We start from the raw sequence: 16,364 nt of genomic DNA on the forward strand, positions 1-16,364 counted from the left end.
CTTGAAACATTTCACACTTAGGTATAGTGTTTTGGCGCTAAGTCTATATCTATGCAATCAAAATGTTATAGCGCAAGCACCACAATTCGATAATAGTTTTTTATACGGCAAAAATTCTAAAACAATTGATCTTGAAAAATTTGTTTCAAGCGATAAAGTCGCGCCAAATGATTACATCCTCGATATTTACCTAAATGATCGTTATATCACCCGCTCTATTGTGCATATTTCAGATGATCCTGAATCACCTGAAAAGCAACGCTATTGTATTCCACGCAGTACTGTTAAGCAGCTTGATTTCAATCATAAACTTATCGATTTAGATAAAGTCACTGGTGACTGTATCGATACACGCTTAATGAATCATGTCGTGTTCTGGAAGCTGAATATAGCGGAACAACGCGTGGATGTTTCAAGCCCTCAATCAATGTTAAATGAGCGACCATTTGGCTATATAGATCCATCACTTTGGGAAACTGGTGGAAATAGTGCTTTTCTCAAATATTACTACAATTACTATAATTCAGATTATGGTCAGGACAACAAACAAGATTCTAGTTTTCTGAATATTAATTCTGGTATCAATATTGATGATTGGCAATTCCGTCATTCTGGTAGTACCAGTATGGGAGACAGCAATCATTCAGGCCAATATACCAGCTATGAAAACAAGCTTATGCGAGTACTGCCTAGTTTAAAAACTCAGCTTAGCCTTGGTGATTTCTATACCAATACCAAAACCATCAATAGTAATTCGAGTATCGCCATTCGTGGGGTACAACTTGCTAGCGATGACAGAATGCTTCCGATTTCATTGCAAAGTTATGCACCTACAATTTCAGGTTATGCAAAAAGTAATGCTTTAATACGGGTACGCCAAAATCAACAAATTATTATGGAACGTACTGTTCCTGCCGGTGCATTTAACATTACAGATCTCCAAACACCTGGGACGGGTGGTACATTAAATGTAGATATTATTGAAGCAAATGGTGAAATCCGCAGTTTTGATTTGCCTTATAATAATTTTATTCAGTCTATCCGCGCGCAACAGTATCGTTATCAAATTGCAGCAGGTACTTTTCGTCAAAATAGCAAATCCTATGATGAGAAGTTAATCAATGCATCTTTTGATTATGGATTAAATGATTTTATGTCAGTGAGCAGCTCAGCACTGGTCAGTGATCACTATCAATCTTATATTCTTGGAACCGCGTTAAATACCAAGCTCGGTGGTATTGCCCTAGAAAGCAATTATGTTAAAGCAGATATTAACCAATCCAACCAAAATTTAGACAGTTCTTTGCTTACGCTGCGCTATAACCTTGCTCTAAACAGTGCAAAAACAAATATCAGTTTAAACAGTACTGTTTATGGAAATGATCAATATTATTCCTTTGATGAAGCCATGCAGAATCGTTATATCCAAAACAACAGTTCTGCGCTGGTGCTTAATGGTCGTCCCAAGTCATCAAACTATATTCAACTGAGCCAAAACTTAGGTCATCAGTTTGGTGCTATTTCAGCCAATTTTTCGCAATATAAATTTTGGCATCAAGTCAATACACAAAAATTTTACCAAATTAGTTATAGCAATAGTTATAAAGGCATCAGTTACTATGTGGGTATGCAACATACTCAAAATGATCAATACAAATTAGATAAAGACACCCAATACTTTGTGAATGTGAATATTCCCCTGTCGTTTAAAAAGAAAAATAGTAATTTACGCCTAAGTAGTGAAGTCTATCCAGATAATAATGCGCTCAATACCAATCAAATCGGCATATTTGGAAATTTAGGTGAAAATCAACAGTTTGGCTATAACTTCAATTATTCAAATAGTAAAGATAAAGATCTCTTCAGCAGTTCTTTAAGTTATCGAACCAATCCGGTTTATTTAGCATCGACTTATGCAACTGACTTTGACCAACAACGTCAATACTCTTTACAAGCACAAGGTGCAATTGTTGCACATCAACACGGTATTACTTTAGCCAATGATTTAAATGATACTTTTGCAATTATTCATGCCAAAGGTTTAGAGGGAACCAGCCTTTCCAATGGAAATAATATTAAAATTGATCGCTGGGGCAATGCGATTATTCCCTATCTAAATCCTTACCAATACAATAGTATCAACTTAAACCCAAATACAATTCCATTAAATACCGATGTTGATGCAACCCAATTACAAGTTGTACCTAAATCAAACGCAAGTATTCTGGTTGATTTTAAAGCATTAAAAACCACAAAAGCCTTAATTGAACTTAAACACGCAAATGAGGCGCTCATTCCAATGGGTGCTCAAGTGAAAGATACTTTGGGTAATGCAGTGACTACAGTAGGACAAGGTCAGCAAATTTTTATGCAAAATATAAATCCTGGACGCTATAGCGTCTCTTGGAGTAATACTGATTCTTGTCAATTCAATATTTCCAAAGAAATATTGGAGCAAAGTAAAAATCAAATCCCTTTTGCAAGCTTTAGCCTAAATTGCAAATAAGCACGGAGTAATTTTATGCTGAAATATAAATTGTTATTTATGTTATCTACACTCCCTGCAAGTTTTACAGTATTTGCAGATTGCAGTGTAGGCAGCAATTTCACCAGCGGCTATAGCATGCCGACGATGAATGCCAGTACTATGAACATTAATAAATATGAAGGGACATCGGTACAGTCCAATGTCTATTCTCGCGAAGTTGCTTCAGCAAATTTTGATATTTTCCGTGTCTATAGTGGATGTACTGTTGGCACAAATAGAACCATTTTTGGGAATGTTTTTGCCACCAATGTGATTCCTTATGATGCCAATATTTCGCGTTTAAATGCTTACCCAGCTTTAGGAATTAAAGTTGAAATGGGCGATGCACCTGCAAGTGGCACATTAAAAACGCTAAATACCACTGAATTAGCTATTTATAGTTATAGTGGTGATACACATGGTGTAAAAATGAGAGTGACATTATATGTTTTGCCCAGAACATCAACAATGACCTCATACCCCACAACGATCAATGTTTCGAATCTACGAATAGCAACCATCAGTTTAAGACGTGTTAGTGATAATGTTCTTATTCCTGCAAATACACAAATTCCCGTATATTTAAATGCAGCAGTGAATATATCTGAATCCACATGCTCACTAAGTCAAAGTAGCTACACTATTGCGTTACCTGACGTCAGTGTACGAAACTTGGGTTTAGTCGGAAATGAAACTGCATTAAGCTCAAGTAATACAGCAACCCTCAGTATTAATTGTGCAAATTTAAATGATGGTGCAGGTCGCGAAATAAAGGCTTATACCACGGATGCCTTAAATCAATCCAATGCGACAAATATATTAGAAAATCAAGTTGGTGCTGGTTATGCGACAGGCGTAGGGATTCGTTTACGTGATAAAAACAATGCGATAATTAGTCTAGATCCAAACCAATCAAAGAGTACCAACAAGTGGACCTTTGGCAATTTAAGCACTTCTCAGTTGATTCAACATGTAATTAAAGCCAATTACGTAAGAACAACAAATACAGTGACACCTGGTCTGGTCAGATCTCAAGCTTATTTAAATATTGTATATGATTAAAAAAAGCGAACTTATGTTCTTTTATTTGTTTGATAATATTGAACAAAGTTTCTGGTATTGAATAATTGACACAATCAACAATCAGTACAAATAAAAAAGCGCTTTACAGTGATGGTAAAGCGCTTTTTTTTATCATAATGATTAAAGCGGATTGATATTCTTATTTTCTGGTTGAATATCTAATACCGTCTTTTCATGACGAGCACTTGCAGCAGCTTCAGCAGCAGCCAATTGTGCTGTCTGTATTTGTTCTTTTCGGAGATGATCGATATCTTTACGAAGACGCTTAACTTCCCATGCATTTTGGAATACACGGAAAACCTGTACACCAAGCAACAATCCAAGAACAATCCCGAGTACCAAAGTTAATAGTAGCAATAACCCTAAACGCATTGCTGGTACTTGAGTAAACAATAAATCTACAGGTAGTTCAGCTGGATTCTGCAAGACTAATGCTAAAGCATAACCAAAGACTACCAGTAGTAATGCAACTAAGAAATAGCGCATACTCACCTCATTCGAATTTTATTAATTAGCAGATTCGTTTACTGCATCACGGAGTGCTTTACCAGGTTTAAAGTGAGGTACAGCTTTTGCTGCAACTTCTACTGATTTACCTGTTTTAGGATTACGACCCACACGTGGCTCACGGTGATGTAAAGCGAAACTACCAAACCCACGAATTTCAATACGGTCATCTGAAGATAACGATGCAATCATTTGATCGATCATAATCTTAACTGCTTCTTCGACTAATGGCTCTGCTAAATGCGGATTTTTAAGAGCAATTCTTTCTATTAAGTCAGACTTATTAAGTGCTTCAGTTGTCATTTAAGACCTCATTAATTTTAATGCTAATTGATATACACCAGATAATATCCTTTTTAAATACAAAAAGGTAGCGCAGTAATCATATACTACGCTATCTTTTACACTATTTGAATAAAAAATATTAATTAATTACATTAAATAATACTTCTTAACAATCACTTAGTGGTTCATCTGTGCTTTGATCAAATCACCAATAGTCTTAGGACCATTGTCTTGACCTGCAGGCGCAGTTGTAGTTGTTTTCAAGTTTGCTACAGCTTCTTTCTCTTCAGCTTCGTCTTTCGCTTTAATCGACAAGTTAATAGAACGTGATTTACGATCTACATTGATGATTTTAGCTTCAACTTCTTGACCAACTTCTAAGAATTTAGTTGCATCTTCAACGCGATCGCGGTTGATTTCAGACGCTTTCAAAGAAGCTTCAACTTCGTCAGCTAACTTAATTGTTGCGCCTTTAGCATCAACAGCAGTTACTGTACCTTTAACCAACGCACCGCGTTCGTTAGCAGCTAAGAAGTCATTGAACGGATCGCTGTTCATTTGCTTGATACCAAGACTGATACGGTTACCTTCAGCATCTACAGATAAGATAACTGCTTCAACTGTATCACCTTTCTTGTAACGACGAATAGCGTCTTCGCCTTGTTCGTTCCAAGAAATATCAGACAAGTGAACTAGACCATCGATACCGCCAGGTAAACCGATGAAGATACCGAAGTCAGTGATAGACTTGATCGTACCAGAAACTTTTTCACCTTTGTCGTGTGACTTAGAGAACTCTTCCCATGGGTTCGCACGAGTTTGCTTGATACCCAATGAAATACGACGACGTTCTTCATCAACTTCAAGAACCATAACATCAACTTCATCACCAATCTGAACAACTTTAGATGGGTGGATGTTTTTGTTTGTGTGATCCATTTCTGAAACGTGTACTAAGCCTTCAACGCCTTCAGCGATTTCAGCGAAACAACCGTAGTCAGTTAAGTTTGTAACACGTGCTTTAACGATAGAACCCTTAGGATAACGGTTCATGATCGCTAACCATGGATCTTCGCCTAATTGCTTAAGACCTAAAGATACACGATTACGTTCTTTGTCAAACTTAAGTACTTTAACAGTAACTTCTTGACCCACTTCAACAACTTCTGAAGGGTGTTTGATGCGTTTCCAAGCCATATCTGTGATATGTAGAAGACCATCAATACCGCCAAGGTCAACGAATGCACCGTAATCAGTAAGATTTTTGATCGTACCAGTAACTGTTTGGCCTTCTTCCAATTGAGAAAGAAGCGCTTCACGGTCAGCTGAAGATTCAGCTTCCATTACAGCACGACGAGATACAACAACGTTGTTACGTTTAGCATCAAGTTTGATTACTTTGAATTCTAACTCTTTGCCTTCAAGGTGAGTTGTATCACGAATAGGGCGAGTATCTACCAATGAACCTGGTAAGAATGCACGAACTGGACCGATGTCAACAGTGAAACCGCCTTTAACCTTACCAGAAATAACACCAGTAACGATTTCGCCGTCTTCAAAGATTTTTTCAAGTTTAGTCCAAGTTTCAGCACGTTTCGCTTTTTCACGTGATAAAACTGTTTGACCCATACCGTTGTCAAGCGCTTCAACAACAACATCAACTTCATCGCCAACTTGAACTTCAAGCTCACGTTGTTCGTTTAAGAATTCTGAACGTGCAACAACACCTTCAGATTTAAGGCCAGTGTCAACAGTAACCCAGTCAGAGTCGATGCTAACAACGATACCTTTAATAACGGCACCTTTGTCGATATTGAGAGTTGATTCGCTTTCTTCAAAGAGGGCTGCAAAAGATTCGGTCATGATATACCTAGTAAAGTCAACGGTCTTGGATCAGACAAGGCCGGTTTAGTTAAGCCATCCACATAGTCCGTATAAACTGATCAAGCTATGCTTTGGCTAATATTTGGTTAAATATTCTTTATTTAGCTAAATGTAACTCGACATAATCAGTCATCAGTTTAAACACTTCATCGATGTTCATTTCTGAGCTATCAATGATATAAGCGTCTTCTGCTGGCTTGAGTGGAGCGACGGTGCGTTCCATATCTCTTTTATCTCGAGCTTGTATATTTGCTAAAATGTCGCTTATTTTAACATCCAGCCCCATTCCCTGCAACTGTTTTACACGACGCTCTGCACGGGACTCGGCTGAAGCAGTGAGATAAATCTTCGCTTGTGCTTGTGGAAAAATAGAAGTGCCCATATCACGCCCATCGGCAACCAAGCCAGGCAACTGAGCAAAAGCATGTTGTCGATCTACCAATGCCGCTCTAAGCGCTGGAATTGCTGCGACTTTTGAAGCAAATTCACCAACACGTTCAGTACGAATCGTTTGTGAGACATCCTCACCATCTAACAAAATCATGATTCCGTTGTCAGCACTCTTAAATACGATATCTAAATTTGTTGCAATGGTCACACTTTGTTGCAATACAGATTCAGTATCTAATGCGTCTAACAATTCTTTTTGATGCAATGACAATCCAAGCAAACGATACAGCGCACCAGAGTCTAATAAATGGAATTGATAGTGATGCGCAAGTTTTGCTGCAAGTGTTCCTTTACCAGAACCACTTGGCCCATCGATTGTGATAATTTGAATTGTCATTGAATTTCCAATTAAGCTACAGACTTAGCAAGTTTCTTAAATCCAAGTGTAATCGCTAGTTTAAGCTGTGCAAGTATTAATTTACTCACAAATGGTGCACGTGCTTGTAATTCGATCGTATAGTCAACACGGGTTTTGTTTGCAGCAAGCGCTGTAAACTCAATAATTCCAATATGATGTTTAATCAATGGATTGTTAATTAACTTATATTCAATACGTTTATTGACATCCAGATGCGTAATTTGCTCTTGAATCGGCTTGATCGGACCAAACCCCATACGACGGATAGAACCCAATCCATCTGGGCGTTCAGGATCAGCAGCATCTTTTACCCGTACAACTTGAATGGGAGCAAAAGCCACATTATAGGTTGAATGTTTTGATAACAAGTCAAAAACCTGATCGATTGGTGCATTAAACTCTTGTTTTACTTGAATAGAATTCATTGTTATACCCTTTTAAACTTTAACTATATTTTTAAACCCTTATTTTGACAATTTTCATTGTCACTAAAATCTTGTGTATTCTAGATCATTTTAATGAGTCATTTAAGGTCTTTTGTTGTAACTTTAATTGTTTTTTTTGCTCACGACGCATTTTAAAAAAATCAGACAGTTGGCTTGAGCACTGCGTTTGTAAACAACCGCCTTCAAACTGAAATATATGATTGTAATAGCCAATCTCTAACAGTTGGCGGCTACTGATAAGTGAACCCGCTTTAGGTTCAGTCGCGCCAAAAACCACACGTTTGATTCTTGCATGGATTAATGCACCAACACACATGGTACAAGGTTCAAGTGTGACGTATAAAGTAGCGTCTTCTGGCAGGCGATAATTTTCAATCTTTTGACACGCATTGCGCAGTGCCTGAATTTCCGCATGGGCTGTTGGATCATGCTGAGCAATCGGTTGATTATAACCTTCACCAATGACTTGCCCCTGACTTACAATCACTGCACCTACAGGAATTTCACCGATAGATGCAGCAAATGCAGCTTGCTCTAAAGCCAGCTGCATCCATTGTTGATCTATGTGTTGTTGAGTTTTTTCAGTCATATGACCTTAAATGATACCGTACTGACTTAGCAGCGCATTCCAACTGTCAATCGTCGTGACAGGTGGATTTTTAGCAAGTATTCCACGCAATGTTCTAGACTCAACCTGTTCCCACTCTGGTGATAAATCTTTATCCACCAAACGTGCGCGTACCCCTTCAACAAAATCAGGATGACGAATTTTCCAATCAGAAATTTGTTTTTCTAATTCAAAAACCTCAGACCACGGATGAACTTGACGTCCCCACTGCCATAACAACCAGGTAATCGCAGCAGTACTTGGTGAGCCCTTTTGTAGATTCTCACTGGCTTGACGCAACCAATCACTACGCGCATCACTTAGGCCAATAATCGCTTCATAATCATGTTCAAAGTTTACACCACGACAAACACTATGAATCACATCCAAAGAGTTTTGCAACGGTCCCGGTGAAACAGGACGATGTAAACTATTTAAGGTGTCATCTAAAGCACGGAAATCACCAGCAGGATAATGATCCCAATCAATATCAATCAGTTTCTGTAAAACCACATCACGTTGGGCATCACAAATATGGGTTGCCCAGCCAATCCCATAACCACCCGCTGCAGTCATGATCGAACCAGTTAAACCTGTGAATAAACCTATCGGACCACGATCTGCCAAGAAACGTGTAGCCCCCACATCTGGATATAGACCAATATTCACTTCAGGCATAGCAAGACGCGAATACGGAGTAACTAAACGAAATGGGGCAGCCATAAATAAGCCTAAGCCACCACCCATGACATAACCTTCACCCCAAACCACTACAGGTTTAGCATAATTATGCAACAGTAAATCTAAAGCATATTCCGTTTCAAAAAACTTATTGGCTGTTTCAACTTCATTGTTGATCACCAATTGACGCAGTTTACGAACGTCACCGCCTGCACAAAAAGCTTTAGGCGTGGTTGAATCTAACCAAATTGCCTTAACTGAGTCATCATGATGAAAATCCTCAAACAGCTTCAATAATGCCGCAACGATAGATTCATCAAGTGCATGAAGCGACTTAGGACGATTTAAGCGAATAATTCGCCATCCCTTTTTCGCTTCTTCGATAATCAGATCTGGGTGATAATTATTTATTTCGGGAGAGTTTGTCATGCGTCCAGCTGCCAGTCGATTGGCTCAATGCCATATTGTTTCAGATAATTATTTGTTTTTGAAAAAACCTTGCAACCAAAAAAGCCACCACGATTTGCTGCCAATGGAGATGGGTGTGCAGCTTTTAATACCAGATGCTTCGTTTGATCTATACGTTGTCCTTTTTTCTGAGCATATGCACCCCAAAGTATAAATACAATGTGCTCTCTATGCTCATTCAACACATCAATCACATGATCTGTAAAATTTTCCCAACCGCGTTTTTGATGTGATGTCGGTTGCCCAGCTTCCACTGTCAACACACTATTTAAAAGCAATACACCCTGTTGAGCCCATTTAGTGAGATCACCATGTCGGGATACAGGCACAGCTAAATCTGTATTTAACTCATGAAAGATATTACGTAAAGACGGAGGCAATGCAACACCTCTTTGTACGGAAAAACTCAAGCCATGCGCTTGATCAGGGCCGTGATAAGGATCCTGTCCTAAAATGACCACTTTTACATGATTCAATGGCGTTGTGTCTAATGCATTGAAAATAAGTGAGCTCGGTGGATAAATGGTTTTATTTGCATTTTTTTCAGCAACTAAAAAAGAACGCAAATCATCCATTTGCTGACTCAAAAGAAACTCAGCTAAACCTTCTTTCCAACTTTGATCTAACCGAACTTGATTTAATTTTGTTTGTTCGAGTTCAGATAATTGCATCAACTTTCATCCTAAATTTCATTTTCCTAAAAATTTATTTGTCCTAAAGATGGATTTCACTCAAGAATCATCATTTAAATTTTAACCTGTAAATCCACTTCAGGGTTTTGAAACGGAATACCTTGTTTCAATTTTTCATACATTTCTGGGTCAGACCATTCAGATATGACCTGCTCAGAAAAAATAATTTTATCCAGATTCAACAGTCCCATCTGAGCATTTTCAATATCTTCTTGAAAACTTTGCGCATAACCTGTATCGGTTTCATGCACAATCACAGAATAGACTTCAACATCCCCTTCCCCATTTTGGGTAATGGTGGATTTTAAAATCTGTTGCGCGAGAAAAAAGAATATCCGTGAAAACTGTTCAGCCGATGGAGAAACTGGCAAAGCCACCCAACGAGCACTAAAAGTCTTACACGCCTGAATATATTCAGAGTTATCTTCTTGCCAAAAACAGATCGCATGGTCAAAACTGTCGAAAATTTCTTTAATTACACCTTTAAGCAATCCAAAGTCATATACCATTTGACCATGATCAAGTTTTGAAGCTTTAAGTAGTAATTCAACTTTATAGCTGTGCCCGTGTATAGACCGTTTGCAACGATCTGACGTGCAATTGCGCACAATATGTGCATTTTCAAACTTAAATAACTTACGAATTAACATGAGCCAAATTTTATAAACAAATCGGTAAAGAATCTCGATTATAAAGCAAAACTCGAACCCTGAGCATTAATTTTCACGTTGATTGCAATTAGCAAAAAGGATGATCCCATTTTTTAGGCCTATTTAGCTTATCGAATCATGTTTACTCAATCAACCAACCTTTTAACTACCTTTTAACTATTTTTTATAGTTATTTAAAATCATATAGTTAAAATAAATATTCACTAAAATTTTCAAAATGGTGCAAGGCTACGCGAATAAACATAAACTTGTGATTTATCATTACGCATAAAGCGCGTGGTAAATTGACGCTTTCGATTGCTTAAAGATACTTCGATTTTGGCTTTAAAATAATTGGATGTTACACCGAAAATCTTGTCTGCCTCGGTTTTGCTTGCAGCGTCCAAGCTGTCAAATGGTGCGACTTTCATTAGCTCACCAACATTGGCAAAGTGCTCAAGTTTTTCTTGTCGCGCTTTTAAAGCTGTTTGTATGCTATTTACGTCTAGTTTTTCATCCATGGCTGCCAAAACCATTACAGGTGCAGTATTGACATTAATTTTTGTTGCAATATCAGGCAGTGCCGATATATAAGGTGCAATTAAATCATATTTCTTTTCTTCAAAGCCACGTACCTGTTTAAGTTCTTCAATACTGGAAAATTTTCGATTTGCAGCCAAATATGGTTTAGGCAAACCTTGGTAATAACTTGTTTCAGCGCCATATGAACCTATGGTTTCATTGTCTGGATCTTGCCAATCAATCACGGCTTGAACAGCATCAGCAGGTAAACCGACACGAACCAAAAGCTTAGAAAAATATTTCTGTGCCGCGTCGTTGGGCTTACCTTCATTGGTTAATAAACTGTTTAAATTGAATTTACCGGACTCATCTTCCAACACACCTGTGACATATCCATCTTCAACCGGAAATACTGGCATCGGTTTTGCCCATGTTTCTTGTAAGTAATCTGCCTCTTTGCTGTTTTCGCTGTCTTGCACCAATATTTCAGAGTAAAACGCTTCTGCACTCTTTGCATAGAAAAGTGCTTGGCTTTGCCGTTTTAAAAACCCTGTACTTTCATTGGTGTAATTTTGACGTTTAGCAATCGTCGCAGCAATGATGGTTGCCAAAGCAACCATCACTAAAATCGTAATTAATGCGATACCCTTTTGCTGCTTTAATTGCATGAATGATTTACCTAAATTTATTGATCCGCATCTACCACAATACTGATTTAATTAGCTGCGCCGTTATTGATCAGATAGTCAGAATTGAGCAAACTAAAAATCCATTCATATTCTATATCACGAATCGTGACTTTAATTTTAATCCCACGCGGCAATTGCCTATCATTTTTAATCATATCATTTGGCCAACGATCTAATTCTGTTGGATTTAAAACATCAATACGATACTGATCCACATCTGCCAATAACACACTCGACAAGGGCTGTTCTGAATTATTTCGATTTAAATTTGAATATTTTAACCGATAAAGTTTTTTCTCTTGTGCATTGTAAACATATTCAATTCGTTCATAGGGTGACAACCCCTGTTTAAGCGGGTCGGTTACACCTGTTTTACTGAAAGAAAGTTTTTGATTATCTAAACCTAAAGCAGGTTCAATTTCCTCACCACTTCTTGCAGAAATAGGAACAATCTGTAAGGTATCGCGCTGAATCTGTTGATACGCACCTTGTAATTGGCCTAAATTTTCCTCATGTATGACATTACGATCTTTAACTTTAATCAGATAGTCAAATATTTTCCAGCCCAATGCTGACAAAACAGCGAAGATTGCAATGGCCACCAAAAGTTCAATTAAGGTAAAGCCTGTGCTTTTCTGTGCATACACAGTTTGATTTTTTTTATGCTTGATTAGATTCATCATTATTTTTCTTTGATCGGATAATTAAAGAACACCATATTGGTAATCCCTGCTTCTACTTTACCCGTATCAGGATTAAAAAGGCTCACTTGCACATCTATTTTTTGTACATTTGGGCTCAGTGTAGATTCTACTTTTTTATCTACCTGCCAAGTTTCACCTTGTGTGGTGATTTGTTTGGATGACGTTCCTGACAACCATTCACGATTAATCATCATCATTGAGATTTCATTCTGTGCAACAAACTGAGCCTTGGTTCGTAAAATCGCGTTGGCTGTCGACTGCGTATATTGCATCGCGACTTTGGTCAAAGCCATTGCTGCGACTGCAAAAATCGCCAAAGCCACAACTACCTCAATTAAAGTAAAGCCTTTATTTTTCTTCATCTACTTTACCCAAATAATCAACTCGAATCACCCCACCCACTGGCTTTTGCTGATAATACATTTGAATTGTGACAGGTTTGACTTCACCATTTCCAAACCAAATCAATTTAGGTGCATTATTCCCCAAGAGTTCTGAGTTATTTGCATTTTGGAATTGATGATCTTCCGTTTCAATAGAAAATGAAACGTATTCTGGCAACGCTCTTTTAGGAAAGTCCGTCACTTCTTTCCATGGTTTATTGTCAACCACTCGAATACGTTGCTCAGCTTCTTCTTTGACTGGAATATATTCAATAACACCATACTGTGCATCTGCAACATCCGTAGCATTGTGTAAATCGAGTGCATAAATACGCGCTTGATCATTGGCTTCACGATTAATCTGCTTTAAATCGAGCAATAACATCTCGCGCGCTTGCATAGCTTTACGCTGATCTACGCCATCAATATTTAAAATGATCAATGAGGCAATAATACTGATGATGACGATCACCACCATCACCTCAATTAAGGTAAAACCTCGCATTTTTTGAGATGATCGTAGATTTTTCATTGCAGCTAAGCCACCTGTTCTGAGGCTTGTGGATGTTTTGGCACAGCCAATGCCTGATCAATCAATGCGACACGTAAGGTATCTCGACAACCTAAATAACGTTGATAGAAGCTTGAATTCAATATCGCTGCTCCACCATGCGTAATTGACCAAATCGAAGCCAAATAATCACGTACCGACATCAAACTTTGAATGGATTCTAGATAGCATTCTGTCATTCGAATAATGATACGTAAACGTTGTTTACGCACTTGATAGAGTTCACTAAATAAATGATGGATGCCTTGTCCAGTAGTGGATAATCGCTCTTCGATCTGATGGAATAACACTGCACGTTCAGGATGGTGTAAATGGTGCAACATAAAAAAAGCCAAATGCTCAGGAAATGCTTTTTCAGTATCACGTACCATTTCAAGTAACATACGTTCATTACGAATGATGAGTAATATATACAACTCATCTTTACTCTGAAAATGCTTATAAAGTGTTCCCTTAGCTAGATCTAGTTCTGCAGCAAGGGCATCCAATGTCATCCCAGCTTCACCATTTTCTAAAAGCAGTTGTTCAGCAACCTGAAAAATCAATGCTTCTCTTGCTCTAAACTGAGCCTGTCGATCCATCTTCACCCGATAAACTCTCTTGTTAATTCTATCCGTTAATAAATTGACGCACTTCTATTGATTGCTTTTTAAATCAGTGCTTTTCAATCACTTTTGTTGAAGCAGATTTTCAAAATTTTGTGTGGTAATGAAAGCGATCTCTTCAAGCGTTTTATCATATACATCACTCAGCGCTTTGGCTACATAAGGAACGTATTTTGGTTCATTCGGTTTTCCTCGATAAGGCATCGGCGCCAAATAAGGACTATCCGTTTCAATCAACAAGCGATCTAAAGGTACCTGCTTTGCAACATCTCTTAAATCTTGCGCATTTTTAAATGAAACAATTCCAGAGAAGGAAATATAGTAACCACAATCTAAAACCGCCTTTGCAGTCTCCCAATCCTCTGTAAAACAATGCAAAATACCATGTGTTGATTTTTCAGCCCGAATAATGTCTACAGTTTCATGCTTTGCTGAACGGGTATGGACAACTACAGGTTTTTTAACCTGTTGCGATGCGTGAATATGTCGTGCAAAACAGGCTTTTTGTTCAGCAATAAATTCAGTACTATGAAAATAATCCAAGCCTGTTTCACCCAAGGCCCAAACTTTTTCAGGCTGCGCCAATTCAACCAGTTTTTCAACACTTGCACGTTGCATCACTGCAGGATCTTCACATGGGTGCACACCAACACTATAGCCCACATCTGAATGTCTTGCGGCAATTTCTGCAAGTGCGATATGGTCATCCAAATCTACAGAAATCCCCATAAATTTAGACACACCAGCATCTCTTGCTTGTTGTAATGCGGCATCGAGATCCCCAGCATAAGGTTCAAGATTTAACATGGTTAAATGGCAATGCGTATCAACAAACACAGAAATTCCTAAATATTGAAAATTGGCTTACATTGTAAAGCTAGGACGGTCTAAAGACATACTACCTGCGAGTAGTTTTTCTGCTTCCATTTTGTAATAGATGCCTTTTTCGCCAGTGAGTTGAATTGCAAAACCTTGTGGCTTAATTCCATTTTGCTTTTGCGAAATCCAAATCACTTTCCCTGTTAAAGGAACTTTCTGTGATTGATCTGGCAAACCTGCCAATACGAACACTTCATCGCCCATTTTTACAGCATTCTTTGATGGTACAAATAAGCCACCACCTAAAATATAAGGCATATAACTGGCTTGTAAGGTTGCACGATCATTGATGTTGACTTGAATCAAACCGCCCATACGTGGTTGCATGATTATTCCCCCTGAATATTCAAATTTTATGTCACATTCATTAACTGAATCGACAATTGATCAATAATTAGATTTGTTTGTACATTTTGATCAACTTTTAGCTTAGATTGTTGTAAATCCTCATAAATAGAGAACAAGCTTTGTAATTGATACTGCGCTGCAAGCTCATCCAACTGTAAATCTGAATTCTTTACAATTTGATTCAGCTTGACACAAATTATATCTGACAACAAGTATTCAAACATTTGTAAAAAATCATAAAAGCTCAGTTCTTTATTCCATTTTGAAGCAAACTGTAAAGGCATGCTTTTTTGACTGACCAATTTTTGCCAATCTTGTAAAAATTCCCCACGTCGATTTAACCAATCCAGCTCAGCAAGCGCCAATGCTTGCAATGGCATATTATTGGATAAATTCATCAACAAGTTAATTTTAGAATGCATTTCAGCGGGTAAATGTTGTTGCAAATATTGTTCTGAAAGCGTGGGGCTAATTCGATCCATGGCAAAGTGCTGTAATCGACTACGAATCGTTGCTGGGAGCTTTAGATAATGTTCCGCAAGTAAAATAATCTGTACTCGATCACCTGGCTCTTCTAGCGTTTTTAATAATGCATTTGCAGAAGCAATGTTTAAAGCTTCTGCAGGTTCAATCACAATAACGCGCCAACCATCTACTGTTTGCTGCACAAATGGTAGTAAATCACGGATCTTCTCGATCTTAATTTTCGCGTTTTGCTTCTTATTCTCTTCATCGGTCGTGATATTAACATAGTTAGGATGGGTATCCGATTTGAGCCACTGGCAACTTGCGCACTCGCCACAAGCGCCTTGTGGTGTTTTATTTAAACACAAAACCCATGACAAAAAATATTGGGTAAACGCATGTTTACCACAGCCTTTTTTACCATAGAACAATAAACCATGCCCTAATTTTGGAAAGCGACCTGTTAAGGTTTCCCATGTTTGTTGCTGCCAAGGATAAACCTGAGAATTAGAAGCATCCATGAATCAAAAACCTAAATACAAGTGAGGTAAAAACAAGTG

Annotated in this window: 19 protein-coding genes; 2 read left to right on the forward strand and 17 right to left on the reverse strand. The window is 38.0% G+C overall.

The window, feature by feature from the left end; genetic code table 11:
• Position 1 precedes the first annotated feature (1 nt).
• Positions 2-2,506: a fimbria/pilus outer membrane usher protein gene (locus FY049_RS07530; RefSeq protein WP_446083451.1), complete on the forward strand. Its 2,505-nt coding sequence runs from the start codon at positions 2-4 to the stop codon at positions 2,504-2,506.
• Positions 2,507-2,521: 15 nt separating this feature from the next.
• The gene (locus FY049_RS07535) at positions 2,522-3,589 is read left to right on the forward strand and encodes a fimbrial protein (RefSeq protein WP_419301098.1); all 1,068 of its coding nucleotides are present in this window, start codon (positions 2,522-2,524) and stop codon (positions 3,587-3,589) included.
• A 141-nt stretch (positions 3,590-3,730) separates the two neighbouring features.
• Here the strand turns inward: FY049_RS07535 and FY049_RS07540 are convergent, their stop codons facing one another.
• The 17 genes from FY049_RS07540 to FY049_RS07620 form a co-directional block, all read right to left on the reverse strand.
• Entirely contained in the window at positions 3,731-4,096 is a 366-nt protein-coding gene (locus FY049_RS07540; protein WP_004720791.1) for a lipopolysaccharide assembly protein LapA domain-containing protein, read from the reverse strand.
• Between the two features lie 21 nt (positions 4,097-4,117).
• A complete protein-coding gene (locus FY049_RS07545) occupies positions 4,118-4,420 on the reverse strand; it encodes an integration host factor subunit beta (RefSeq protein WP_004720793.1) in 303 nt (100 codons plus the stop codon).
• 159 nt (positions 4,421-4,579) lie between these two features.
• A complete protein-coding gene (rpsA, locus tag FY049_RS07550; protein WP_016539437.1) occupies positions 4,580-6,265 on the reverse strand; it encodes a 30S ribosomal protein S1 in 1,686 nt (561 codons plus the stop codon).
• A 118-nt stretch (positions 6,266-6,383) separates the two neighbouring features.
• Complete coding sequence (cmk, locus tag FY049_RS07555; protein WP_004821249.1) at positions 6,384-7,073, reverse strand: (d)CMP kinase; 690 nt, start codon at positions 7,071-7,073, stop codon at positions 6,384-6,386.
• A gap of 11 nt (positions 7,074-7,084) precedes the next feature.
• Positions 7,085-7,519: an SRPBCC family protein gene (locus FY049_RS07560; protein ID WP_004821248.1), complete on the reverse strand. Its 435-nt coding sequence runs from the start codon at positions 7,517-7,519 to the stop codon at positions 7,085-7,087.
• A gap of 85 nt (positions 7,520-7,604) precedes the next feature.
• Positions 7,605-8,129 carry a tRNA adenosine(34) deaminase TadA gene (gene tadA, locus FY049_RS07565; protein WP_056510868.1) on the reverse strand — a complete coding sequence of 175 codons (525 nt, stop codon included), beginning with the start codon at positions 8,127-8,129 and terminating at the stop codon, positions 7,605-7,607.
• 6 nt (positions 8,130-8,135) lie between these two features.
• Positions 8,136-9,257, reverse strand: a complete 1,122-nt coding sequence (locus FY049_RS07570; protein ID WP_004720808.1) for an enoyl-CoA hydratase/isomerase family protein — start codon at positions 9,255-9,257, stop codon at positions 8,136-8,138.
• Positions 9,254-9,967, reverse strand: a complete 714-nt coding sequence (gene ung, locus FY049_RS07575; RefSeq protein ID WP_151957114.1) for a uracil-DNA glycosylase — start codon at positions 9,965-9,967, stop codon at positions 9,254-9,256. The genes FY049_RS07570 and ung overlap by 4 nt, the downstream gene beginning before the upstream one ends.
• Positions 9,968-10,041: 74 nt before the next feature.
• Positions 10,042-10,638, reverse strand: a complete 597-nt coding sequence (locus FY049_RS07580) for a 6-pyruvoyl trahydropterin synthase family protein (protein WP_056510859.1) — start codon at positions 10,636-10,638, stop codon at positions 10,042-10,044.
• Positions 10,639-10,871: 233 nt separating this feature from the next.
• Positions 10,872-11,828, reverse strand: coding sequence for a type II secretion system minor pseudopilin GspK (gene gspK / locus FY049_RS07585; RefSeq protein WP_446083452.1), 957 nt, complete (start codon positions 11,826-11,828; stop codon positions 10,872-10,874).
• A 47-nt stretch (positions 11,829-11,875) separates the two neighbouring features.
• Entirely contained in the window at positions 11,876-12,532 is a 657-nt protein-coding gene (gene gspJ / locus FY049_RS07590; protein ID WP_081407352.1) for a type II secretion system minor pseudopilin GspJ, read from the reverse strand.
• The gene (gspI, locus tag FY049_RS07595) at positions 12,532-12,915 is read right to left on the reverse strand and encodes a type II secretion system minor pseudopilin GspI (protein WP_105712766.1); all 384 of its coding nucleotides are present in this window, start codon (positions 12,913-12,915) and stop codon (positions 12,532-12,534) included. Before gspI ends, gspJ begins: the two co-directional genes overlap by 1 nt.
• Entirely contained in the window at positions 12,902-13,468 is a 567-nt protein-coding gene (locus FY049_RS07600) for a prepilin-type N-terminal cleavage/methylation domain-containing protein (RefSeq protein WP_446083453.1), read from the reverse strand. Before FY049_RS07600 ends, gspI begins: the two co-directional genes overlap by 14 nt.
• 5 nt (positions 13,469-13,473) lie before the next feature.
• Positions 13,474-14,088: a TetR/AcrR family transcriptional regulator gene (locus FY049_RS07605; protein ID WP_004720824.1), complete on the reverse strand. Its 615-nt coding sequence runs from the start codon at positions 14,086-14,088 to the stop codon at positions 13,474-13,476.
• A gap of 87 nt (positions 14,089-14,175) precedes the next feature.
• Complete coding sequence (locus FY049_RS07610; protein WP_446083454.1) at positions 14,176-14,949, reverse strand: TatD family hydrolase; 774 nt, start codon at positions 14,947-14,949, stop codon at positions 14,176-14,178.
• Between the two features lie 27 nt (positions 14,950-14,976).
• Complete coding sequence (locus tag FY049_RS07615; protein ID WP_004720833.1) at positions 14,977-15,318, reverse strand: PilZ domain-containing protein; 342 nt, start codon at positions 15,316-15,318, stop codon at positions 14,977-14,979.
• A gap of 26 nt (positions 15,319-15,344) precedes the next feature.
• Positions 15,345-16,325, reverse strand: coding sequence for a DNA polymerase III subunit delta' (locus FY049_RS07620; protein ID WP_446083455.1), 981 nt, complete (start codon positions 16,323-16,325; stop codon positions 15,345-15,347).
• Between the last annotated feature and the right edge of the window lie 39 nt (positions 16,326-16,364).

The sequence above is a fragment of the Acinetobacter sp. 1125_18A genome (assembly GCF_052824985.1).